Below are 22,416 nucleotides of genomic sequence, written 5' to 3' on the forward strand. Positions count from 1 at the left end.
GTTGGCCACATGGCAGGCTTCCCTTTGGACGCCATCGGGCGGGGCTGATATTCTGACACTACACGACGTCGGGGGATAGCAGGAGTCAGGGTTGGATAAACGAGCAGTCTCCAAAAAGACCTGGTCCCTGGTTGCCCGGATGCGTCTGGGCCTGTTGCTGTTGTTCATCCCCGTGCTGATGCTGGGCGCCATCTACTACCTGCACATGGAGCGCAGCCTGCAACAAGAGTTGCAACAGCGCCTGATCGCCACCAACCACCAGTTGCGTCACGTCTTCATCGAACCCTATCTGCACGAAATGGAACGCCAGTTCACCCTCATCTACGACCAGGTGAAGGTGGACGACATCAGCGGCCCCCGACTGAACAATGCCGAGACCTACCTCAAGGAGTGGCGCCTCTACAAGGGGGTCATGGCAGACCTCATCTACATCTATGTCGGCACCGCCGAGCGCCAGATGCTGATCTACCCCGAGTGGCAGGCGGATGCCGGCTTCGATCCCAGGGGGCGCCCCTGGTATCAGCTGGCCAGCCAGCATCTGGGCAAGATGGTCTGGACCGAGCCCTATTACGACTACACCAACGGCAACCTGGTGATCGCCCTAGCGCGGGCCATCACCGACAAGGAGGGCAAGGTGCGGGGGGTGTTCGCGGTGGATGCCGTGCTAGCTCCCTTCTCCGCCCAGCTGAACCGGCACCTGGGCGACGGTTACCAGATGATCGTCAATCAGTCCGGCAAGGTGCTGGCCCACCCCGACCTCTCCCAACTGCTCAAGCCCATGGCCCACCCGAGCTGGCTCTCCCGTTTCAACCGGGAGGATGGCATCTTCCTGGATCAGGATTCCCGGCAGTTTGTGGCCTACAGCCGCCTGCCCGAGCGCAACTGGGTGCTGATCAGCGTGCTGCCTGCGTCGAGCATCCAGGCCGTGGTGGCGCGGGCCTCCTTGAACGTGCTCGGAGTGGTGCTGCTGGCCAGCGTGCTCTATGCGCTGCTGGCCCTGGTCTGGTCCCGTTACTTCAGGCGGATGCTGGACGAGATCTCCACCATGATCCGCGCCAGCAGGATGCAGCCAGATGGGGTACCACAGGGGGGAATGCGCGAGCTCAAGCACGTCTATGCCGAGCTGGCGGAAGTGAGCAAGGATTACCACGAGGTGCGTCAGCAGGCGAACCTGGACAAGTTGACCGGCCTCTACAACCGTCGCTTCTTCGACGAACGCCTGAACCGGCTGCTGCTGGAGCAGCACGCCTTCTGTCTGGCCATGATCGATCTGGATGGCTTCAAGCTGGTCAACGACAACTATGGTCACCAGACCGGGGACGTGGTGCTCAAGCGGGTGGCCAAGCTGGGCAACCAGCTGCTGGAGGATCACGGCTGGGTCTGCCGCTACGGGGGCGAGGAGCTGATGGTGCTGCTGGCCAACCCGGATATCCACTTCTGCCAGATGCTGCTGGAGCAGTACAGGATAGGGGTCGCATCCCTGGACTGGCGTGAACCCGGCCTCGGGATCACCTTCAGCGGCGGCCTGGTGGCGAGCGCCCCCGGTCTGGATGCCAAGGGGCTGCTCGACATCGTCGATGCCGAGGTGTATCGCGCCAAGCGGGATGGCAAGAACCGCATCTATCTGGGGGGCGTCGCCCCCTTGGCGCAGCACGAGGTGCCGCCGGCTGACGATGGGGTGCTGAGCAAAGAAGAGGCCTGAGGGCCTCTTCTTCATTCAGCGGCTCAAGGGAGTAACTGCCACTCCCATACCGGCCAGCCCAGCTCCGAGGCGCACTGGCGCAGCGCAGGAGCTGGATTGACCCCGTGGGGATGGGTCACCGCCCGCAGCATGGGCAGATCGTTGTGGGAGTCGCTGTAACCAAAGCTCCCCTGCCAGAGGTTGTCCCGCCCGGCAAAGAGCTGGTTGATGCGGGCCACCTTGCCTTCGCGAAAACTGAGGGTGCCGCGGGTCTGGCCGGTCAGCATCCCCTCTTCCTCGTCGAGCAGTATGGCGACGCAGTGATCCATTCCCAGCATCTTTGCCATGGGGGCCACCAGATGCTCGCCGGAGGCGGAGATGAGCACCAGCTCGTCGCCGCGCTCTCTATGCCACTCGATGCGCGCCAACCCCTCGGGGTAGAGGCGCTCGCGCAGCACCTGCTCGGCGAAGCGGGTAGAGAGCGAGTCGAGCCACTGGCGCGTCTTGCCCGTCAGCGGTTGCAGGGTGAAGGCCATGTACTGGTGCATGTCCATCTTGCCCTGATGGTAGAGGGACATCATCCCCTGCTCCTCGGCGATCATGTCCGCCGGGGCCAGCTCCTCGGCCACCATGTACTCCAGCCAGAGGCTGGCGGAATCCCCCGCAATCAGGGTCTCGTCCAGATCAAAGAGTGCCAGTGCCATGAGGGCTCCTTGCGGTAAAAACGTAAACGAAATTGGGTGTCATGCTACCTCACAGAGTTGATCCCGGGCTACCGCCAGGGTCACGGCACTGCCGGTTGCCAGCAGATCGCCGGCCGAGCGGTTGAGGCAATCCACCGTCAAGAGCCCCGCCTCGCACTCCACCTGATAGCGGATGACGTTGCCGAGCAGCTGTCGCTGGCGAATGATGCCGGGCAGGCTGGGCTCGCTGCTGGTTGCCCCGGCGGGCAGCAGGGTGATGGACTCTGGCCGCAGCGCCAGCTTGCCCTGAAAACGGGGGCCGAACAGCGACTTGCCCTGCTCGGCGCCGAGCAGGTTGTAGTTGCCGATAAAGCTCGCCACAAACTCGCTGGCGGGTCTGGTGTAGATCTGCTCCGGCGTACCGCTCTGGACTATGGCTCCCTTGTTCATCAGGAAGATCCGATCCGACAGGGTGAGCGCCTCCTCCTGATCGTGGGTCACGAAGATGGTGGTGAGCTCGAGGCGCTGCTGGATCTCGCGGATCTGCTGGCGCAGGCTGCGGCGGATACGGGCATCCAGCGCCGAGAGCGGCTCGTCCAGCAGCAGGATCCGCGGTTGCACCACCAAAGCGCGCGCCAGCGCCACTCGCTGGCGCTGGCCGCCGGAGAGCTCGGCCGGATAGCGGCGCTCGAAGCCGGTCAGCTCCACCAATTCCAACGCCTCCTGCACGCTGGCGGCCAGATCCCGTCCCGGCTGGGGCTTCATTTTGAGGCCGAAAGCGACGTTGTCCCGCACCGTCATGTTGGGGAAGAGCGCATAGCTCTGGAATACCATGCCGATGCCTCGCTTCTGGGGTTCTTGCCAGGTGATGTCTTCACCGGCCACCCGCACCTGACCGCCGTCCACCGGGGTGAGCCCGGCCAGCGCTCGCAGCAGGGTGGACTTGCCGCAGCCGGAGGGGCCGAGCAGGGTCACCAGCTCCCCCTTGCGAATGCCGAATTCGATCCCCTCGAACACCGGCGTATCGCCGTAGGATTTGTGCAACTGATTGACTTCTAAATGAAACATCTTGGATCACCGATGAAATCTGTTGGCCGCCCAGGTGAGCAGCAGGGTCAGCAGGAAGTAGCTCATCACCAGCGCACTGGTGAAGTGGCCCGAGGTGGCGCGCATGTTGTAGAGGTAGACCTGCAGGGTCTCGTAGCGGGTGCCCACCAGCATGTTGGCAAACACGAACTCGCCGAGCAGGAAGGAGAGGGAGAGAAAGAGCGCCGCCAGCAGCCCCTTGCGCAGGCAGGGGATCACCACCAGCAGAAAGGCGCGGCCACTGCTCGCCCCCAGCAGGTGGGCGGCATCCATCAGATCTTTCAGCGGTACACCCTGCAGGCTGTTGGCCAGCGCCCGGTACATGAAGGGGAGCACCACTGTGAACCAGGTGCCGATCAGGATCCACGGCGTACCGATAATGGGCAGCGGGCCATCGGCGTAGATCTGCAACAGCCCCACCGACGAGACCACCGGCGGCACCGCGAAGGGGAGCAGGATCAGCAGGTTCATCCAGGGATCCAGCCTGGGGAAGTAGTAGGCCACCACCAGCACGGTCGGCACCAGCACCAGGGTCCCCAGCAGCAGGGTGGAGAAACAGACCAAGAGGCTGCGGCCAAACGCCGCCAGAAAGCGCGGGTCGCCCCAAAGCTTGAGATACCAGTCGAGGGTAAAGCCATCCGGCAGCAGGGTCGCCCCCCAGCGGGTGGAGATGGAGTAGAGAAAAGTGGCCAGCAGCGGCAGCAGCAGGGTGGCGACCAGCGCCCCCAGCACCCAGCGCGGCCAGCTCGGTTGCAAATCATGCATGGGATTGCCCCCTGTTCACATAGCTCTTCTTCAGCAGCCACTGGTTGGCGGCCGTCACTACCCCCAGCAGCACCATCAGGATCACCGCCAGCGCCGCCGCCATGTTGGGCTCGAGGAAGATGTCGCCGGAGACCAGACTGGCCACCCGTATGGTCACCAGGTTGAAGTTGCCTGTGGTGAGGGCATAGGCGGAGGCATAGGCCCCAACCGCATTGGCAAACAGGATGATCAGGGTGCCGAGCAGGGCGGGAGTGAGCACCGGCAGCGCCACATGCCACACATACTGGCCCTTGCTCGCGCCGAGCAGCGCGGCGGCCTGGGGCCACTCATCCTGCAGCGCATCGAACGCCGGGTAGAGCAGCAGCAGGGCGAGCGGGATCTGGAAGTAGGTGTAGATGAGGATAAGGCCCGACCCCGAGTAGAGGTTGAAGCCGTCGATGAGGCCCCAGGATTTGAGCAGCAGGGTGACGGCGCCGTTGATGCCGAGAATGATGATGAAGGCGAACGCCAGCGGCACACCGCTGAAGTTGCTGGTCATGGTGACAAAGGCCAGCAGCAGCCGCTTGACCCGCTCACCGCTGTGGCGCAGCGCCGCCGCCCCCAGGGTGCCGATGGCAAGTCCCCCTAGACTGGCGATTCCGGCGATACGCAAGGAGTTGGCGAAGGATTGCAGATAGAAGGGGGAGCTCAAAATCTCCCGGTAATGGTCGAGGCCCCAGCCATCGGGGGTCTGAAAGCTGCCCACCAGCACCCACACCATGGGGGCGAGCTGGAACAGTATCATCAAGAGGATAAAGGGCAGCAGCACCAGCGCGGGCAGCCAGTGGCGGCGCGCCTGGCGCCGGGTTGCTGCGGGTTGATCCAGCAGGATCTCGGTGGTTGCAGGCATCATCAGTGCACCTCGCGCATAAAGGCCGCCTTGAGCAGCGGGGGAGCCACCGGCTTGTCGTGGGGGATGCCCAGCAGGTCGGCCATCAGGGCGCAGAGCTGGGTCTGGGCGATCACCACCCCATCCGGCCAGCGCTCGACGAAGGCATCGCCAAACAGCCAGAGCGGCACGGCGCGCTCCTCGGCCAGGGTGCCGCCGTGGCTCAGGTCGTTGTTCATGCCGTGATCCGAGGTGATCACCACCTGATACCCCTGTGCCAGCCACTGGGGCAGCAGATCGGCCAGCAGGCTGTCCATCCGGCGCGCCTGATTGCGGTACTGGCGGGAATCCAGGCCGAACTTGTGGCCCGCGTCGTCCACCCCCATGGGGTGGATCAGCAGAAAATCGGGGTCGTACTGGCTGCGCAGCCACTCCCCATCCATCAGTAGATGGCTGTCGGGGTAGGCGTCATCCCAGTAGAAGCAGCCGTGCTGGATCGGCAGTTGCTCGTCATGGGTATAGCGATCCCGGGCCGCCAGCCAGGGGCTGCGGTTGTAGAGTTCGCTCACCCAGTGATAGGCCGCGGCGGCGGTGCCTTTGCCTGCGGCCCGGGCGAGATGGAAGATGGAGTCGTGTTGGCTGAGGCGACTCACCCCGTTGTGGGTGATGCCGCTCGCCACCGGCGGCACGCCGGTCAGGATGCACTCGTAGAGGGGCCGGGAGAGGGAGGGCAGGGCGCAGCTCAGGGTCGTATGCAGACCTCGCCCCGCCTCCACCATGCCAAAAAGGTAGCCCATACAATGGGCTACCTCGGCTGCCAGACCATCCACAAGTACCACTATCACCTTGTGTTGCACTGGATTTCCTTACTGCATGTTGATCATGACGGTTTCTTGCCACTGGCGCGGCAGGGCCTTGGAGCTCTGCTCCCAGGCTGCATGATCCTGCACCGGCTTGGCATTGGCATACTGCTCGGCCGGCAGCAGCTTGGCCTTGACGTCATCCGGCAGGGTCACATTGCTGCGGATGGGGCGGGCGTAGCCACGGGCCAGGTTGATTTGACCGGCATCGGAGAGGATGTATTCACGGGCCAGTTTGGCGGCGTTGGGGTTCTTGGCCCACTTGTTGATGATGGTGGTGTAACCGGCGATGACGGAGCCGTCGCTCGGGATCACCACATCAAACTTCTTGGGGTCGATCTGGTCGCGGTAGTTCAGGGCGTTGAAGTCCCACAGCACCCCCACTTCCACCTCGCCCTTCTCGATATTGGCGATAGTCGGGTCGTTCAGTGACAGGCGACCCTGCTTGGCCAGCTGGCCGAACAGCTCCAATGCAGGCTTGAGGTTCTTCTCGCTGCCACCGGTGGCATAGGCCGCCGCCAGCACGCCGTTGTTGGCCTGGGAGGCCACGCCCACGTCACCCAGGGTCACCTTGTAGTCGCCACCCAGCAGGGACTGCCAGCTGGTGGGGGCCGCCTTGACCAGATCCTTGTTGATCAGGAAGGCGATGGTGCCGGTATAGGCCAGCATCCAGTGACCGTCCGCATCCTTGGCCCAGTTCGGAATATCGGCCCAGGTGGAGGGCTTGTAGGGCTGGGTAACCCCCTGCTTGACCGCAACCGGACCGAAGGCGCCGCCCACGTCGCCGATGTCGGCGGTGGCGTTGGCCTTCTCGGCGGCGAACTTGGCGATCTCCTGGGCCGAGCTCATGTCGGTATCCTGATGCTTGATGCCGTAGATGCTGCCGAGCTGCTGCCAGGTATCCTTCCAGTTGGCCCAGCTGTCGGGCATGCCGATGCTGTGAAGCTGGCCTTCACCGCGGGCGGCCTTCTCGAGATCCGCGATATTTTCGGCGGCAAACAGCGGTTGACTGATGGCCACCAGGGCCAGTGCACTTGCGATCACGCTTTTCATCATCCCATCCCTCTGGACTAGGTCAGTTAAGGTTCGAGAGGGATGCTAGAGGGGAAATATGACGGTGGCGGGGCGCTTTGATGGCGTTTTCGTGACAGTCACCCTGTCATGGTGCTGTCATCAGCAGCGATTACAACTCGGAGCCGATAGCCGCTGGTCTACTCCAGTGGCGCCAACCGGAATGACCGACAGGGATGTGACAGTGACAGAGCGATTGAGGGAACAGGGGCTGGCCGATGGCCGCAGCCCCTCCAAGTGCGAACAGATTTGCCAGACCCTGCGCCGCTATATCGGCAGCGGCCAGCTGGGGGCCGGGCAGCAACTGCCCGCCGAACGGGCCCTGAGCGAGCGCTTCGCCACCACCCGCATCACCATCAAGGAGGCGCTCTCGAGCCTCGAAGCGGATGGCCTTATCTACCGGGCCGAGCGGCGTGGCTGGTTCGTGGCGCCGCCCCGCCTCACCTACGATCCCGCCATCCACACCCACTTTCACCAGTGGATCGGCGAGCAGCAACGTACCGCCGAAACCCGGGTGCTGGCCCACGGCAGCGAGCTGGCCAGCAGCGAACTGTGTCGCTGGATGGGGCTGGCGCCCTTCACCCCGCTCTATGAAATCCGCCGCCAGCGACTGATCGACGGCCGCCCTGTGCTCCACGTCAGTCACCATCTGCTGGCCAGCCGCTTTCCCGATATCGCCAGAGCGCCCCTGGCGAGCTCCCTCACCGAGCTCTATCAGCAGCGCTATGGCATAGGCCAGGGCGGGGCCAGTCTCGAGATCACCCCCTCGGCGGCGCGCGGTGTCATCGCCCGTGCCCTCAATCTGGCGGAGGGCAGCGCCGTGCTCAGACTGGTGCGGGTCAACTACGACGAGAAAGGGGCGCTGGTGGATTGCGATATAGAGCACTGGCGGCCGGATGCCATTCGTATCTGTCTGGATACCCGGACGTTGCAGCCGGTCCTGGACAGATCGCAGAAGGTTCAACTCACAGACTAGCGGGACACAAGAGCACTGACGGGCACAGTGGCCATTCGCATCTGTCTGGATACCCGGGCGTTGCAGCCGGCCTTGGGCAGATCGCAGAAAATTCAGCTCACGGAGTAGACCTCAACTAACAGAGCGGATCCCGCAGGATCCGCCGGGATCAGTTGTCGATATTGGGGATAAGGTCGTCGAAGCTCTGGTAGCCGCAGTCCGCCAGTTGCAGCGACATTGTGTAGGTCTTGCTGCCCTCCCGCTGGCCGATGGCGGGGCGGTTTAGCTTGAGCTCCTGATGCCAGTACTCCTTCATGCGATCGATGAGGGCCATGGCCTCGCTCTCGTCCAGGTGGAGCTGGCACAGGGCCATGTAGTTGTTGGACTTGTGCATGTTCTCCACCAGATAGTCCCCCAGCACCGACATGGCCTGCCGTGCCTGCTGGCGGGCGAAGCGACTGTGCTGCTCGAAGCTGATCCGCTCGCTGATGAGGAAGTGGTAGCTGTTGTCGATACCGAGCTGCAATATGCCGAGTTTCTCCAGCTTGCGCAGATAGAGGTAGCAGGAGGCGTCGGTCAGGCCGTATTCCCGCTTGAGATCGATCAGTGTCTTGTCGCGCCAGAAGATGTTGGCGAGGAAGGCGTAGAGCCCCGGCTCCTTGTGAAATGCCTCGTCCTGCTCCTGGGTGAAGACGGCGCGGCGGCTCTGGGCGTCCTGGGTGCGATCCAGCAGCTCCTCGAACGACAGTCCCACCAGGTGACAGATCTCCAGCAGGGTGTCGAACGGCAGGGAGGGCTTGTTCATCATCCGCTTGATGGTAGCGATAGAGACCCCCATGGCTTCCGCCAGGGTCTGATAGCGGATCCCCTTGTCGGTCAGGGTCTTCTTCAGGGTGTCGAGAATGTGGTTGGCCAGGGTCTGGCTGTAGGTCATGCAACTATTCCTTTATCTGCATTTTTAGTCGTGTCAGAAAGTGAGTGATTTGTCTGTATCGGGCTCAATTTTTGACACCTAGAAAAACCAGAGGAGATACGTCCGGCGATAACGGCTGAAATGGCCTGACCAGTCACGGTGCAAGGTGGCAGATAATGACACTCGATGGTGCATATCCTTCAACCTTTCAACATTTTGCTGGTGATGCATATTACATCGCACATAATCCAACACGAATCGGATTCAATACCTTCCTGGTTGAGAAAACGATTGTTTGCTTCCAATTTAAGGGTTTTTTTAACCGCAAGGTTTTATTCTTTCCTGGCATTGAGCGGAACTCGCAAGAGGTCCGCTTTTTTTCTTTTCTCCGAATTTGAGCCCGCCGTCAAGGAAGGGGCGCATTTTTTGGCACTTCCTGCACCGCCCTCCCGAGGGGTTATTCCCCCTTGCAGGGGAACAGCTTGGGGATCTCCCGTACCAGCCAGCTCTTGGCCTTGCCCATGGTATCCCGGCGCCACGCCAGCACGACCTGCACCTGATGACGATACTCGGGGCCTATCACCTTGAGGCGTCCCGCCTTGATGTCCTCTTCTATCCAGCTCAGGGGCATGGTGCCGACGCCAATGCCCGCCAGCAGGGCATCGCGCTTCTCCCCCATGGTGCTGACGGTCAGGCGCGGCTGCTTGTCCAGCAGACGATAGGTGAGGGCGGGTTTGCGCCGCGCCGTGTCGGCGATGGCGATGGCGCGGTAGCGGCGCAGGGTCTCGTCCGCCAGGGGCTCGGGCTCCAGGTGCAGGGGGTGATCCGGGTGGGCGACATAGAGCATCACCTCCTCCTGCAAGGGCTGATGCTTGATGCCCGTCATCATGATGTCGGGGTTGAGGGAGGAGATGAGCAGATCCGCCCGGCCATCTTCCAGACACTCCCAACTGCCCGCCAGCACCTCGGCCCGCAGCCGCAGCCGGGTATCCGTCTGTTCGGCCAGCCGCTCCACCAGGGGGTAGAGCGCCTGCAGCGGCACCAGGGCATCGACGGCGATGGTGATGTCGGTCTCCCAGCCCCGGGCCAGGGCCCGGGTCTCCCCCACCAGATGCTCGGCCGCCTCCAGCAGCAGACGGCCCTGCTCCAGCAACATGCGCCCGGCCGGGGTGAACTTGGTTCTGTGGCCGCTGCGATCAAACAGCATGGCGTCCAGCTCGTCTTCCAGCTTCTGCACCGTGTAGCTCAGTGCCGAGGGCACCTTGCCCAGCTCGTCGGCGGCCGCCGCGAAGCTGCCACGGCGGTCTATGGCGTCCAGCACCCGGATCGCCTCCAGGGTCAGCGCCCGCTCCTTGTTCGATTCCTTGGCCATATCTAACCTTCAATTTTTTTGAACATGTTTGCCAGATTATCTCGCTAACAACTTAGGGCAAGTGACTTTAATATTCAATCAACGCTTAGGCAGGAAGGCCAGGCGGCCAAATAAAAGGTAGTTCCAGGCTGAGACATCACACAGAACGATGTCTGCTGTAGGTGAAAGAACAACACACTATTTGAATAACCTCTTGCATGGATGCATTGATTCGGGCCAGACCGGCCTTGGCAATGACATAAAAACCAAGAGAGTGAATGAACATGAAAAACGTAATCAAGATGCTGGCTGTTGCAGGCCTGATGACCGCAGGTTTCGCCCAGGCTGCCGTACCGGCCGACATCAATGCCGCCCCGGGCGTGCTGTTCGTGAACTGGAACGCGACCGCCGCCATGGCTGGCAAGGCCAACCCCATGCTGGAGGTGCGCGATGAGTCTGGCGATCTGCTGGCATCGGTTCACGCCAGCCTGATGGGCACCCAGCAGGTCAAGATCCCGAGCCGCACCCAGGGCAACCTGACGGTCAGCCTGGGCAACGAAAGCAGCAGCTACCGCATCCCGTTCGGTCTGGGTGACGGTCGCCAGCGCTAATCAACCCTTTAAAGGTATTGGAGGAGCACACCATGATGAAATTGAGAGCCGCAGCTGAACGGGGTCATGCCAACTTCGGCTGGCTGGATGCACGCCACAGCTTCTCGTTCGGTCACTACTATGACCCGGACTGGATGGGGCACTCTGTCCTGCGGGTCATCAACCAGGATCTGGTGTCGCCGGGTGGCGGCTTCGCTACCCACCCTCATGCCAACATGGAGATCCTCACCTGCGTGCTGAGCGGCACCATAGAGCACAGGGACAGCCTCGGCCATGCCGAGCAGATCCCGGCGGGGGATTTCCAGCTGATGAGCGCAGGGTCCGGCATCCGGCACAGCGAGTACAACCCCTCGCAGACCGAGCCCCTCTCCCTGTTGCAGATCTGGATAGAGCCGAACGAAGTCGGCACTACCCCGGGTTATCAGCAGAAGAAGATAGCCACCCAGCCCGGGCTGACGCTGGTCGCGTCACCGGATGGGGAGGCAGGATCCTTCAGGATCCGCCAGCAGGCCCGCATCTGGCGACTGCAACTTGCCGAAGGGGAAACCCTCGAATGGGCATTGCAAGGGCGTCATGGTTACCTGCATATGATTTCAGGGGAGCTGACTGGCAACGGTCTGGCTGCCCGACCCGGCGACGGTCTGCTCAGTCGCGATGAGGCGTCCTGGACGCTCACCGCCTCAGAGGGGAGTGAAGCCCTGCTGTTTGATCTGCCCTGATAGATAAATCACGGCGAAATGAATGAGTTAACAATTAGCTCTTACACTGTTATTACCAAGATGGGTAATCAAAGGAATCTGACGATGGACAAGATGAAAGATGTGGCACTGCTGGCGGGTCGTATTTTGCTGGCGCTGATGTTCGTGATGGCAGGCTGGGGCAAGATCGGCGGTTACGCCGGTACCCAGGGTTACATGGAAGCCATGGGGGTGCCCGGGTTCATGCTGCCCCTGGTGATCCTGCTGGAGCTGGGTGGCGGTCTCGCCATAGTGCTGGGTCTCTTTACCCGCAGCATCTCGGTACTGCTGGCCGGTTTCACCCTGATGGCTGCCTTTATCTTCCACTATCAGCCTGCCGAACAGATGCAGATGCTGATGTTCATGAAGAACCTCTCGGTGGCCGGTGGTTTCCTGGCCCTGGCGGCGGCCGGTCCTGGCGCCTTCAGCCTGGATGCCCGCCTCGGCAAGTGCTGGTAACACCTGATAGTTCAAGTTTTCCAACGCCTTTTAGCCGGTGCAGCAGCACCGGCTTTTTTATGCCTGCCAGGGGCGAATGCCGGTACTGTGACGAGGCCCTCCTGGTGACGGAAAGCGCCTTTTGCATCTTACCCCCCGATCCCCGACAATCCCATTTCGTGTGAAGTGACGGAAATGGCTCGCCTTTTCCGGCGCGCACCCCTCTTCATGAAATTGGCGGGAGTCGTCCATGTTTACCCTCTACCACTCCAATCAGCTGGATCTGCTCAAGGAGCTGCTGGTGAGTCGCATCCGGCAGGCGCCCCTCTCTCACCCCTTCGAGCACGAGCAGATCCTGGTGCAGAGTCCCGGCATGGCCCAGTGGCTCAAGCTGGAGCTGGCCAAGGCCTTTGGCATCGCCGCCAATATCGACTTCCCGCTGCCAGCCAGCTTCATCTGGGAGATGTTCACCCAGGTGCTGGCAGACGTGCCGCGGCAGAGCCCCTACAACAAGGGATCCATGAGCTGGCAGCTGATGACCATTTTGCCTGCCTTGCTGGACAGGCCCGCCTTCGCCCCCCTCGCCGCCTATCTGGGTGGGAATGACGAGGATCCTGCCCAGGAGCCCGAGCAAGTGCGGCTCTGGCAGCTCTGCCAGAAGGTAGCGGATCTGTTCGACCAGTATCTGGTCTATCGGCCGGACTGGATCGCCCGTTGGGAAGAGGGGGAGGGCCTTGTCGGAACAGGAAGCCAGGAGCTGGCCGGGGTGAGCGGTCAGGATTGGCAGCCAGAACTGTGGCGCGAGCTGGTGGCCCGCACCCTGGCCCTCGCGCCCAGCGGCTACCACAGAGCCAACCTCTACGAGGAGTTTATCCACGAGCTGGCGCGCACCCGGGATCTGCCGGGCAAGCTGCCGCAACGGGTTTTCGTGTTCGGCATCTCGGCGCTGCCGCCACGCTATGTGGAGGCGCTGCTGGCCCTCGGCAGCCGACCCGAGGTGGAGGTGCACCTGTTCGTCACCAACCCCTGCCGCTACTACTGGGGAGATCTGCTGGACAGAAAAACCCTGGCGCGCCTCGAAACCAGGCTCAAGCCCGGTACCGACATCGAGACCCTGCAAGGGCCCGCCAACCCGCTGCTCGCCTCCATGGGCAAGCTGGGGCGCGACTACCTGCATCAGCTGATGGAGTTGGAGGTGCCGCAAATCGAGGCCTTCGTCGATATCGACGAGGTGGATGAGCAGGGCAATGTCAGGCTGCTGCGCGCCATCCAGAAAGATGTGCTGGAGTTGGCAGAACGGGGCGCCGGTCAGTTCGACCTCGACAGCAGCCATCACAAGAGCCCCATCAGCCCGGCGGATGGATCCCTGCAGATCCACGCCTGCCACGGCCCTATGCGGGAGCTCGAGGTGCTACACGACCGGCTGCTGGCGCTGTTCGAGCAGGATCCCTTTCTCACCCCGAAAGATGTGGTGGTGATGATGCCGGATGTGAACAGCTACGGCCCCTACATTCAGGCCGTCTTTGGCGCGCGCGGCCAGATCCCCTTTGCGGTCTCGGATAGGGCAGCGAGCCAGGAGAGCCCGCTGCTGCAAAGCTTCCTCGCCCTGCTCAAACTGCCCAACGCCCGCTTAGGCGCCGGCGAACTGCTCGCCATCCTCGAGGTGCCCGCCGTGCTGCGCCGGTTCGAGATGGATGACGACGAGTTCAACCAGCTGCGGGTCTGGGTGCAGGAGACCGGTATCCGCTGGGGGCTGGACGACGGCTACCCCGTCCGTTTCGATCTGCCGCCCATGTCCGGCAACAGCTGGCTGTTCGGCCTGCGCCGCATGCTGCTCGGTTTTGCCATGGGGGATGGGGAGCCGGTGGCGGGCATGTTGTTCTGCGCCGATCATGGTGCAGGGCAGCAGGGCGCTGTGGCCAGCATATTGCCCTGTGCCGATATCATGGGGGGTCAGCAGGGCCCCTTGGCCAGCATCTTGCCCTACGCCGAGATCGAGGGTCAGCAGGGACTGGCGCTCGGCAAGCTCGCCTGGTTCGTCGACTCCCTGGCCGAATTCTTGCCCCGGCTGCAACAGGCGCAGCCGCTGGCCGAGTGGAACGCCTGCCTGCTGGCGCTGCTGGAGCGCTTCTATCTGGCCGACGAGGAGGAAGAGCGTCAGCTCCAGCTCATTCGCAGCCAGCTGGCCGACTGGCAGACCCAGCTCGGTGAGGCCCGTTTCGAGCAACCCATCACCGCCGACCTGTTGCAGGACTACCTCGGCAGCGTGCTGGGGGAGTCCCGCTCCAGCCAGCGCTTCCTCGCCGGTCAGGTCAACTTCTGTACCCTGATGCCGATGCGCTCCATCCCCTTCAAGCAGGTCTGCCTGCTCGGCATGAACGACGGCGTCTACCCGCGCACCCTGGCCCCCATGGGCTTCGATCTGATGGCGGTGGCGGGGCGACGAGGTGACAGATCCCGCCGGGACGATGACCGCTACCTCTTCCTCGAGGCGCTGCTGAGCGCCCAGCAGGGGCTCTATATCAGCTATCAGGGCTTCAGCGCCCAGGACAACAGCGACAAGGTGCCCTCGGTGCTGCTGGCGGAGCTGATCGACTATGTGCGCCAGGGCTTCGTGCTGGCGGGGGATGAGGCGCTCGACGACGAAACCTCCGGCAAGCGGCTGCTCGAACATCTGATAGTGCCGCACCCGCTCACCCCCTACAGCCGCAACTACTTCTATCCGGAGGCGGGTTCGCGGCTCTTTACCTATGCCGCCGACTGGCTGCCCGCCCTCAATCCGGTGCGCGGCGCGGCCAACTTCCAGAGCGGCGAGCTGCCGTTGCCCCCCGAATGGGGGAGAGAGCAGGGGTTGGAGCTGGCGGAGCTGCTGCGCTTCTATCGGCAGCCCACCAAGTATTTCCTCAACCGCCGCCTCAAGGTGTGGTTCGAGCTGAACGAAGCCAATATCGAGGATAGCGAGCCGTTCGAGCTGGACGGCTTGCAGCACTACCAGCTCAAGGCCCTGCTGCTCGATGCCCATCTGGCACAGGGTGACAGTGCCGTGCGTCGCGAGCGGTTGCAGCTCACCGGCCTGCTGCCGCAAGGCTGGTTCGGCAGCCTGCTGCTGGAGGATCTGGATGCCGAGATGGGCAAGCTGGCGGATCGCCTGCGTCCCTGGGTTGCCGAGAAGCAGGCGGTGGAGATCGATATCTCCCTGACCCAGGGCCAGCTGCAAGGGTGGATCGACACCCAGAAGGGACGCTTGCTGGTGGTCAAACCCGGCAGCTTCAACGGCAAGGATCTGCTGCTGGGCTGGATCCAGCACCTCTGCCTCTCATTGAGCTGCGCCCCCGGCGACACCCTGCTGTTCGATGCCAAGCAGAGTCTGCGCCTGCCAGCTCTTCCGGCCGAGGAGGCGCGCCCCAGGCTGGCGGCCCTGGTCTCCCTCTGGGCCCAGGGGATGAAGCGGCCGCTACCCTTCTTCCCCAACACCGCCTGGGATTGGCTCAAGGCGATCGAGAAGGATCCGGACAAACCGGAGGCGGCCGACAAGGCGGCCCTCACCCGCTTCAACGGGGGCTACATGGTGACGGGGGAGGGGCAAGACGTTTACGTCGCCCGCTGCTTCCCCGAGCTGGATGACACCGTGTTGAGCCAGTTGCAGGCGCTGTCCCGCGAACACCTGACCCCGCTGCACCAGACCCTGGAGGAGCTGAAATAATGGCCAACCCGCTCAATACCCTGCGTTTTCCCCTCCATGGTGAACGACTGATCGAAGCCTCCGCCGGCACCGGCAAGACCTACACCATAGCCGGCCTCTACCTGCGCCTGCTGCTGGGGCACGGCCCGCTGATCGAAGAGGGCGCCGATGTGGGTCAATCCAGCGCCCACGAGCGGCCGCTCTCGGTGACCGAAATCCTGGTGGTGACCTTTACCGAGGCCGCCACCGCCGAGCTGCGGGGGCGGATCCGCGGTCGCATCCACGAGGCGCGGATCGCCTTTATGCGCGGCCACAGCAGTGACACCCTGCTGGCCCAGTTGCTGATCGAGGTGGAGGATCACGAGCTGGCGGCCCGCCGCCTGCTGGCCGCCGAGCGGCAGATGGACGAGGCGGCTGTCTTCACCATCCACGGCTTCTGCCAGCGGATGCTGAAACAGAACGCCTTCGAGTCGGGCGCCCTCTTTGAAACCGAATTTCTCACCGATGACAGCCAGCTCAGGCTGCAGGCGGTGAGCGACTACTGGCGCGCCGAGTTCTATCCAGTGGATAAAACCCTGGCCAGTTCGGTGCGCGCGCTCTGGCCTAGCCCCGCCGCCCTGCTGCGGGAGATGAACGGCTGGCTCGACAACAGCGAGCTGGAGATACACCCGGCCTTGGGGGACGAGACCCTCGCCGCCCGCCATCAGGCTGCCATGGCCCGCATCGGGGCGGTGAAGCGCGAGTGGCTGGCGCAGGGGGACGAGATCCGCCGCCAGACCGACGGCCAGATCAGCCGCTACACCGGCAAGAACTACGAAGGCTGGCTTGCCAAGATAGGCGATTGGGCAGAGGACGAAGGGAGCGGCTACGCCATCCCCAAGGAGCTGGAGCGTTTCGGCCAGACGGTGCTGGAGGAGAACCTCAAGAAGGGGGGGGCAGTGCCGACCCTGCCGCTGTTCAGCGAGATCGACGAGCTGCTGGCCAGCCGCCCCGGTATTCGGGACCTTATCCTGCAACGGGCCGCCAAAGTAGTGCGCAGCCGGATGCAGGCGAGCAAGCGCCAGGCTCATCAGCTCTCCTTCGATGACCTGCTCAAGGATCTCGACGGGGCGCTTGGCTCGGGCCTTGGCGAGCGGCTCTGCGAGCGCATTCGCGCCACCTATAGAGTGGCGATGATCGATGAATTCCAGGATACCGACCCCCAGCAGTACCGCATCTTCCACCGTCTCTACGGTGGCCACACAGACACGGCGCTCTTGATGATCGGCGACCCCAAGCAGGCCATCTACGGCTTTCGCGGCGCCGACATCTTTACCTACATTCAGGCGCGGCGAAATGTGAGCGCCCACTACACCCTCGGGCGCAACTACCGTTCCAGCGGTGCGCTGGTGGGGGCGGTCAACGGCCTGTTCGCGCGGGCGAAAGATCCCTTTATCTACGAGGCGGATATCCCCTTCCTGCCGGTGGAGGCCCAGGGCAAAAGCAAGGCGCTGCTGCTGGGTGGCGCCACCGCGCCTGTGCTCCACTGCTGGCAGCTGAGCGGCCAGCCCACCTTCAACCGGGGGGATTACCAGAGCAAGATGGCGCGCGCCACCGCCGCCGAGATCCACCGCCTGCTGACCCTGGCCCGCGAGGGCAAGGCGCTGATAGGCGATCAGGCGGTGAAGGCCGGGGATATCGCCGTGCTGGTGCGCACCGGTGCCGAGGGCAAGCTGGTGCAGCAGGAGCTGGCGCGGCTCGCCATCGCCTCCGTCTACCTGTCGAACCGCGAGAGCGTGCTGGAGCAGGTGGAGGCGCGGGAGATACTGCTTATTCTGCATGCCTGCCAGAATCCGAGCGAAGAGCGCAGCCTGCGGGCGGCGCTGGCGACCGGCCTGTTCGACCTCGACGCCAGGGCGCTGGACGCGCTGGCCTCGGACGAGCGGGCCTGGGAGAGCGCGGTGCAGGAGTTTATGGAGTACCGATCGATCTGGCATCGCCGCGGCGTGCTGGCCATGTTGCGGGCCCTGCTGCATCGACGCAATCTCGCCGCCTCCCTGCTGGCGAGCCCCTATGGCGAGCGGCGGCTGACCAACTTCCTCCATCTCGGCGAGCTGCTGCAACAGGCGAGCAGCGAGCTGGACGGAGAATATGCCCTGCTGCGCTGGCTGGGGGAGGCGGTGAGTCGCCCGAGCGGCCAGGATGCGGAGCAGGTACTGCGCCTCGAATCCGAGCGCAAGCTGGTGCAGATAGTCACCATCCACAAATCCAAGGGGCTGGAGTACCCGCTGGTGTTCCTGCCCTTCATCTGCAGCCACAGAACCGCCGAGACTCCGCTCTATCACGAGGCGGACGAGGGGGGCAATCGCACCATTCTCGACCTGACCGGCGCAGACTCGTCGCTCGCCGAAGCGGACAAAGAGCGCCTCGCCGAAGACTTGCGGCTGCTCTATGTGGCGCTGACCCGGAGCGTCTACGCCACCTGGCTGGGGCTGGCCCCGGTGCGGGCCGGGGCAGGCAAGTCGGAGAAGACCGACCTGCATCACACCGCCATCGGCTACCTGCTGCAAAAGGGGGAAGAGGGGGACGCCGAGACTCTGGCGACTGCCCTGACCGAGCTGGCGCAGGCTCTGCCTGGTGTGGTGGTCTGTGAGCCCTCGCTCACCCGTCCGGCCCCGCTGCCGCCAGAGGAGGAGCAGCTGGGCGAGCCCCAGGTGCGCCACTTTACCGGCTCCCTCGAGCGGGACTGGTGGATCAGCTCCTACTCCGGGCTGGCGGCCCAGGGGAACGGCCACGGCAAGGGGGTCTTGGCGAACCCCGGCTTCGATGACGAGGTAGTGACCGAGGCGGCTGCCGCTGCGCAGGAAGAGGAGGCGCCCCAGCCCTCCATCTTCACCTTCCCGAAGGGCGCGCGCCCCGGCACATTGCTGCACAGCCTGTTCGAGACCATCGATTTTCAGAGCGCCGCTGGCGACTCGCTGGCGGAGCACATCGCCACCCTGCTGGCGCAGGATGGCTTCGACCAGGGCTGGGCCCCGGTGCTGCAACAGCAGGTGGAGGCGGTGCTGGATACTCCGCTGGATACCGGCCTCGGCGAGCCGGTGCGGCTGCGGGATCTGGCCCCCGATCGCAAGCAGGTGGAGCTGGAGTTCTTCCTGCCCATGGGGCGGGTGACGGCACCGGCGCTCACCGCGCTCTGCCAGCAGCACGACCCCCTGTCGCGGGGCAACAAGCCGCTCGGCTTCGCCACTGTGCAGGGGATGCTCAAGGGCTTTATCGACCTGGTGTTCGAGTGGCAGGGGCGCTGGTATCTGCTCGACTACAAATCGAACCACCTCGGCATGAGCCCCGCCGATTACAGTCGACCGGCGCTGGAGCGGGCCATGGCGGAGCATCGCTACGACCTGCAATACCAGCTCTATTCCCTGGCGCTGCACCGGCTGCTCAGCCTGCGCCTGCCGGGCTACGACTTCGACCAGCACTTTGGCGGGGTCTTCTATCTGTTCCTGCGCGGCATGCCGCAAGGGGGAGTATTCCATACCCGTCCGAGCCGTGAACTGGTGCTGGGGCTCGACAAGTTGTTTAGTAAAGGTGTGATGTCTGACGATCATCGTTTAGAAAAACCAAACAAGGCAGAGGCATGAGGGGCGAGATGAAGAGCGACGGTATGATCGAACGGCTGAAAGCCCTGGCGCTGGCGGGGCGTATCCGCCAGCTGGATCTGCAATTTGCCAGGCTGGTGGCCGATCTGGGCGGCAGTCCCGAGCTGGTGCTGGGGGCGGCGCTCGCCTGCTTCGAGCTGGGGCGCGGCCATGTCTGCCTGCCGCTTGAAATGCTCGCTGCCGGATCCCTGCGCCCCTTCGGGCTGGATCCGGATCAGAGCCGGGATCTGCTGGGGGATCTGGCGGATCCTGCGAGCTGGCCCGCCCTCTTTGCGGCCAGCCCCTTGGTTGGCACCGAGCAGGATGACGGGCTCACCCCCCGCTGGCCGCTGCGGCTCTGGCACGGGCGCCTCTACCTCACCCGTTATCACGATTTCGAGCTGGGGGTGGCCCGCCATCTGCGCGCGTTAAGTGAACGCGCCGAATGGCCCGAGATAGCCCCGGCCCTGTCGCGGCTCTTTGCCCGCGACCATGGGTTGGTATTCGGAGCGCTGCTCAAGGCCCGCCTCGCCCCCGATTTCTCGGCCCGCCACTTCGTCGAGAAGTATCTGGATCTGGTGTTCCCCCATGAAGTGGACTGGCCCGCCATAGAGGCGCTGCTGGGGAGCGCCCAGGCGGCGAGCGACTTGAGCAAGCTGGATGCGCTGGTGCCCGAGTCGCTCTGCTGCAACGGCCAGAAGCTGGCTGCGGCGACTGCGGCGGCGCGTCCCTTTGCGGTCATCTCCGGCGGCCCCGGCACCGGCAAGACCACCACTGTCGCCAAGCTGCTCGCCATTCTGGTGGAGACCGGCCTGCAAGCAGGCAAGGCACCGGCGATCCGGCTGGTGGCCCCCACCGGCAAGGCGGCGGCGCGCCTCACCGAGAGTATCGGCTCTGCCCTGCAGGCCCTCGATCTGCCCCCCGAGTGGGCCCAGGCCATCCCCACGGAGGCGGGCACCCTGCACCGGCTGCTCGGGGTGATCCCGGGGCGCAGCCAGTTCCGCCACCACGCGGGCAACCCGCTGCACCTCGACTTGCTGGTGGTGGACGAGGCCTCCATGGTCGACCTGCCCATGATGGCGCGCCTGCTGGATGCGCTGCCCAGCCACGCCCGCCTGATCCTGCTCGGCGACAAGGATCAGCTCGCCTCGGTGGAGGCGGGTGCCGTGCTCGGCGATATCTGCAGCTTTATCGAACAAGGCATCAGCCCCGCGCAGGCGGATTGGCTCTCCCGCCAGACCGGCTACCGCTTGCAGGGCACGCCCGCAGGGGCACCGGTGCGCGACAGCCTCTGTCTGCTTTCCAAGAGCTGGCGCTTCGATCAGCACTCCGGCATAGGTCAGCTGGCGCGCGCCTGCAACGGCGGCGATGCCGCCGCGGTGGAAGCGGTCTGGAGTGCGGGATTCAAGGACATCAGCCTGCACCCCTGGGCGGGAGAGGCCTACGAGGCCCTGATTGCCCAGGGGGTGGCCGGCTACGGCAGCTATCTGAAAGCGGCCCGCGCGGGGGAGGAGCCCGCCGCCGTGTTCAAGGCGTTCAACGGCTTCCAGATCCTCTGCGCCCTGCGGGACGGTCCCTTCGGGGTGCTGGGGCTCAACGAGCGGCTCGAACTGGCCCTTTCTCGGGCCGCTCTGATCGCCCGGGATGGCGACTGGTATGCCGGTCGCCCTGTGATGGTGGTGCGCAACGACCACGGCGTCGGCCTCTACAACGGCGACATGGGGCTCTGCCTGCCAGATGAAAGCGGACGGCTCAAGGTATGGTTCGAGCAGCCGGACGGCAGCCTGCGCGCGCTCTTGCCAAGCCGATTGCCGCCCCACGAGACTGTCTACGCCATGACCATCCACAAATCCCAGGGTTCGGAGTTTGCCCACACCGTGCTGGTGCTGCCGGACAGCCCCAGCCCGCTTTTGACCCGCGAGCTGGTCTATACCGGCATCACCCGCGCCAAGGTCCGCCTCGACCTCTACGGCGATCGCGCCCTGCTGGCACAGGCGGTGCGGAAAAAGACCGAGCGTTATTCCGGATTGGCGGAGAGGTTGGGGAACTAACAACAAGGAATGATGAATAGTGATCTTTATCTGACTGCAACAGGGGCATGTTATGCATAAACTGAGCAGTTCAGAGTCAGCAGGTAACGTTGAGGAGCTAATAATAGTGAACCATATAAATATAAAACTAATACTGATAATGTTGGCCGCCTATGTTGGTTTACCATTCTTTTCCTATGCAACAGAGTCTGGCGATGATATCGAGAAGGAGATGTGTGCAAAACTACCTTCTATTATTAAAAAGGGTAATGAATCATATAGAGTGGGAAAGTATGCCGAGGCAAGAGAACACTTCACTGAGCAAGTCTCGTTAAGTGAGGGGTGTGGATATATATATGGCAAGCCAGATAAGGCTGCGATTATCACTGCATACAACAATGTTGCGCTTTCTTACATTAAAGAAGGGGATAAGCTTAAGGCTCTAGCATGGTTGTCATTGGCTCCGAACGATAAAAAATCTAAATTCAACTACGGTCTGCTTAAAGACATGCCTGTCTCCATTGGACCTGATGTGGTGGGGACCTATTGGGGATATGCTGGTCTAGGGGGCTGGAACATTGCCTCTGTAGAAAAGCAAGATAATGACTACGTGGTGTCCTTGAATCTGCTCTACTTCGGGTTAAGGGGAATGGCTTTTGGCCCTAACATTGGGGATATTTCTCAGGTCGTGACAATGAAGGATGATGAGGGGTTGATAAAACTTACCGGTGAAGAAGGTAATTGTGAGATTTCAATAAAGTTTATAGATAAAGATAATGGTGTCCTGAAGATTGATACAAATCCTGATAGAAAAGAGTGTGGTTTTGGCCACAATGTATATGCGCACGGTGATTTTATTAGAGTGTCGAACAAACCTACACCATTTTATATCGGTTACTGAGTGAGAATAAACGATTTTTTTCGTTAGGCGTTCATATCATTTATTTGAATGATAAGTTGGAATAATTGTGGTTGGGGTGGGGCGCTCAACGTTTCCCACATATTTTATTTCCCCTCATCCTCGACCCTTCTCCCGCAAGGGGAGAAGGGAGTAATAAAGTGACC

The 22,416-nt window shown here is 62.9% G+C and carries 17 protein-coding genes; 9 read left to right on the plus strand and 8 right to left on the minus strand.

All coding sequences use genetic code 11. The features are described from left to right. Positions 1–91: 91 nt before the first annotated feature. Positions 92–1,702: a sensor domain-containing diguanylate cyclase gene (locus tag WIR04_RS01480; protein ID WP_338889965.1), complete on the plus strand. Its 1,611-nt coding sequence runs from the start codon at positions 92–94 to the stop codon at positions 1,700–1,702. Positions 1,703–1,725: 23 nt separating this feature from the next. Here WIR04_RS01480 and WIR04_RS01485 read toward each other — a convergent pair whose 3' ends face one another. The 6 genes from WIR04_RS01485 to WIR04_RS01510 are packed head-to-tail and all read right to left on the minus strand — an operon-like array spanning position 1,726 to position 6,996. Then, positions 1,726–2,385, minus strand: a complete 660-nt coding sequence (locus WIR04_RS01485) for an HAD family hydrolase (protein ID WP_338889967.1) — start codon at positions 2,383–2,385, stop codon at positions 1,726–1,728. Between the two features lie 39 nt (positions 2,386–2,424). Further along, a complete protein-coding gene (locus WIR04_RS01490) occupies positions 2,425–3,432 on the minus strand; it encodes an ABC transporter ATP-binding protein (RefSeq protein ID WP_338889969.1) in 1,008 nt (335 codons plus the stop codon). Between the two features lie 6 nt (positions 3,433–3,438). Beyond that, the gene (locus WIR04_RS01495; RefSeq protein WP_338889971.1) at positions 3,439–4,215 is read right to left on the minus strand and encodes an ABC transporter permease; all 777 of its coding nucleotides are present in this window, start codon (positions 4,213–4,215) and stop codon (positions 3,439–3,441) included. After that, positions 4,208–5,107, minus strand: coding sequence for an ABC transporter permease (locus WIR04_RS01500; protein ID WP_338889973.1), 900 nt, complete (start codon positions 5,105–5,107; stop codon positions 4,208–4,210). The genes WIR04_RS01495 and WIR04_RS01500 overlap by 8 nt, the downstream gene beginning before the upstream one ends. Beyond that, entirely contained in the window at positions 5,107–5,940 is an 834-nt protein-coding gene (locus WIR04_RS01505; protein WP_338889975.1) for an alkaline phosphatase family protein, read from the minus strand. Before WIR04_RS01505 ends, WIR04_RS01500 begins: the two co-directional genes overlap by 1 nt. 9 nt (positions 5,941–5,949) lie before the next feature. Further along, positions 5,950–6,996 carry an ABC transporter substrate-binding protein gene (locus WIR04_RS01510; RefSeq protein WP_047440511.1) on the minus strand — a complete coding sequence of 349 codons (1,047 nt, stop codon included), beginning with the start codon at positions 6,994–6,996 and terminating at the stop codon, positions 5,950–5,952. A 181-nt stretch (positions 6,997–7,177) separates the two neighbouring features. Between WIR04_RS01510 and WIR04_RS01515 the strand changes: the two genes are divergently transcribed. Continuing rightward, a complete protein-coding gene (locus WIR04_RS01515; protein WP_338889977.1) occupies positions 7,178–7,990 on the plus strand; it encodes a UTRA domain-containing protein in 813 nt (270 codons plus the stop codon). A 148-nt stretch (positions 7,991–8,138) separates the two neighbouring features. Here WIR04_RS01515 and WIR04_RS01520 read toward each other — a convergent pair whose 3' ends face one another. Next, entirely contained in the window at positions 8,139–8,903 is a 765-nt protein-coding gene (locus WIR04_RS01520) for a helix-turn-helix domain-containing protein (protein ID WP_025328580.1), read from the minus strand. Between the two features lie 436 nt (positions 8,904–9,339). Continuing rightward, positions 9,340–10,254, minus strand: a complete 915-nt coding sequence (locus WIR04_RS01525) for a LysR family transcriptional regulator (protein WP_139744813.1) — start codon at positions 10,252–10,254, stop codon at positions 9,340–9,342. 257 nt (positions 10,255–10,511) lie between these two features. On the opposite strand from WIR04_RS01525, the gene WIR04_RS01530 reads away from it, so the two are divergent. From WIR04_RS01530 to WIR04_RS01560, 7 genes are all read left to right on the plus strand, one after another. Beyond that, positions 10,512–10,844: a hypothetical protein gene (locus WIR04_RS01530; RefSeq protein WP_025328578.1), complete on the plus strand. Its 333-nt coding sequence runs from the start codon at positions 10,512–10,514 to the stop codon at positions 10,842–10,844. A 32-nt stretch (positions 10,845–10,876) separates the two neighbouring features. Continuing rightward, positions 10,877–11,563 (plus strand): pirin family protein, encoded by a 687-nt coding sequence (locus WIR04_RS01535; protein WP_025328577.1) that lies wholly within the window; start codon positions 10,877–10,879, stop codon positions 11,561–11,563. A gap of 84 nt (positions 11,564–11,647) precedes the next feature. Further along, positions 11,648–12,040 (plus strand): DoxX family protein, encoded by a 393-nt coding sequence (locus WIR04_RS01540; protein ID WP_025328576.1) that lies wholly within the window; start codon positions 11,648–11,650, stop codon positions 12,038–12,040. A 229-nt stretch (positions 12,041–12,269) separates the two neighbouring features. Further along, positions 12,270–15,722, plus strand: a complete 3,453-nt coding sequence (gene recC, locus WIR04_RS01545) for an exodeoxyribonuclease V subunit gamma (RefSeq protein ID WP_338889985.1) — start codon at positions 12,270–12,272, stop codon at positions 15,720–15,722. After that, positions 15,722–19,324, plus strand: a complete 3,603-nt coding sequence (gene recB / locus WIR04_RS01550) for an exodeoxyribonuclease V subunit beta (RefSeq protein ID WP_338889987.1) — start codon at positions 15,722–15,724, stop codon at positions 19,322–19,324. The genes recC and recB overlap by 1 nt, the downstream gene beginning before the upstream one ends. A gap of 8 nt (positions 19,325–19,332) precedes the next feature. Continuing rightward, positions 19,333–21,372, plus strand: a complete 2,040-nt coding sequence (gene recD, locus WIR04_RS01555) for an exodeoxyribonuclease V subunit alpha (RefSeq protein ID WP_338889988.1) — start codon at positions 19,333–19,335, stop codon at positions 21,370–21,372. Positions 21,373–21,424: 52 nt separating this feature from the next. Further along, positions 21,425–22,252 carry a tetratricopeptide repeat protein gene (locus WIR04_RS01560; RefSeq protein WP_338889989.1) on the plus strand — a complete coding sequence of 276 codons (828 nt, stop codon included), beginning with the start codon at positions 21,425–21,427 and terminating at the stop codon, positions 22,250–22,252. Positions 22,253–22,416: the final 164 nt, after the last annotated feature.

It is taken from the genome of Aeromonas rivipollensis (assembly GCF_037811135.1).
Taxonomy (GTDB): domain Bacteria; phylum Pseudomonadota; class Gammaproteobacteria; order Enterobacterales; family Aeromonadaceae; genus Aeromonas; species Aeromonas rivipollensis.

Coding starts and splice junctions, on each gene's coding strand:
- WIR04_RS01510 (WP_047440511.1), bottom strand. CDS start 6,996: ATGAAAAGCGTGATCGCAAGTGCACTGGCCCTGGTGGCCATCAGTCAA.
- WIR04_RS01485 (WP_338889967.1), bottom strand. CDS start 2,385: ATGGCACTGGCACTCTTTGATCTGGACGAGACCCTGATTGCGGGGGAT.
- WIR04_RS01530 (WP_025328578.1), top strand. CDS start 10,512: ATGAACATGAAAAACGTAATCAAGATGCTGGCTGTTGCAGGCCTGATG.
- WIR04_RS01560 (WP_338889989.1), top strand. CDS start 21,425: ATGCATAAACTGAGCAGTTCAGAGTCAGCAGGTAACGTTGAGGAGCTA.
- recD (WP_338889988.1), top strand. CDS start 19,333: ATGAAGAGCGACGGTATGATCGAACGGCTGAAAGCCCTGGCGCTGGCG.
- WIR04_RS01495 (WP_338889971.1), bottom strand. CDS start 4,215: ATGCATGATTTGCAACCGAGCTGGCCGCGCTGGGTGCTGGGGGCGCTG.
- recB (WP_338889987.1), top strand. CDS start 15,722: ATGGCCAACCCGCTCAATACCCTGCGTTTTCCCCTCCATGGTGAACGA.
- WIR04_RS01500 (WP_338889973.1), bottom strand. CDS start 5,107: ATGATGCCTGCAACCACCGAGATCCTGCTGGATCAACCCGCAGCAACC.
- WIR04_RS01515 (WP_338889977.1), top strand. CDS start 7,178: ATGACCGACAGGGATGTGACAGTGACAGAGCGATTGAGGGAACAGGGG.
- recC (WP_338889985.1), top strand. CDS start 12,270: ATGTTTACCCTCTACCACTCCAATCAGCTGGATCTGCTCAAGGAGCTG.
- WIR04_RS01520 (WP_025328580.1), bottom strand. CDS start 8,903: ATGACCTACAGCCAGACCCTGGCCAACCACATTCTCGACACCCTGAAG.
- WIR04_RS01490 (WP_338889969.1), bottom strand. CDS start 3,432: ATGTTTCATTTAGAAGTCAATCAGTTGCACAAATCCTACGGCGATACG.
- WIR04_RS01540 (WP_025328576.1), top strand. CDS start 11,648: ATGGACAAGATGAAAGATGTGGCACTGCTGGCGGGTCGTATTTTGCTG.
- WIR04_RS01535 (WP_025328577.1), top strand. CDS start 10,877: ATGATGAAATTGAGAGCCGCAGCTGAACGGGGTCATGCCAACTTCGGC.
- WIR04_RS01525 (WP_139744813.1), bottom strand. CDS start 10,254: ATGGCCAAGGAATCGAACAAGGAGCGGGCGCTGACCCTGGAGGCGATC.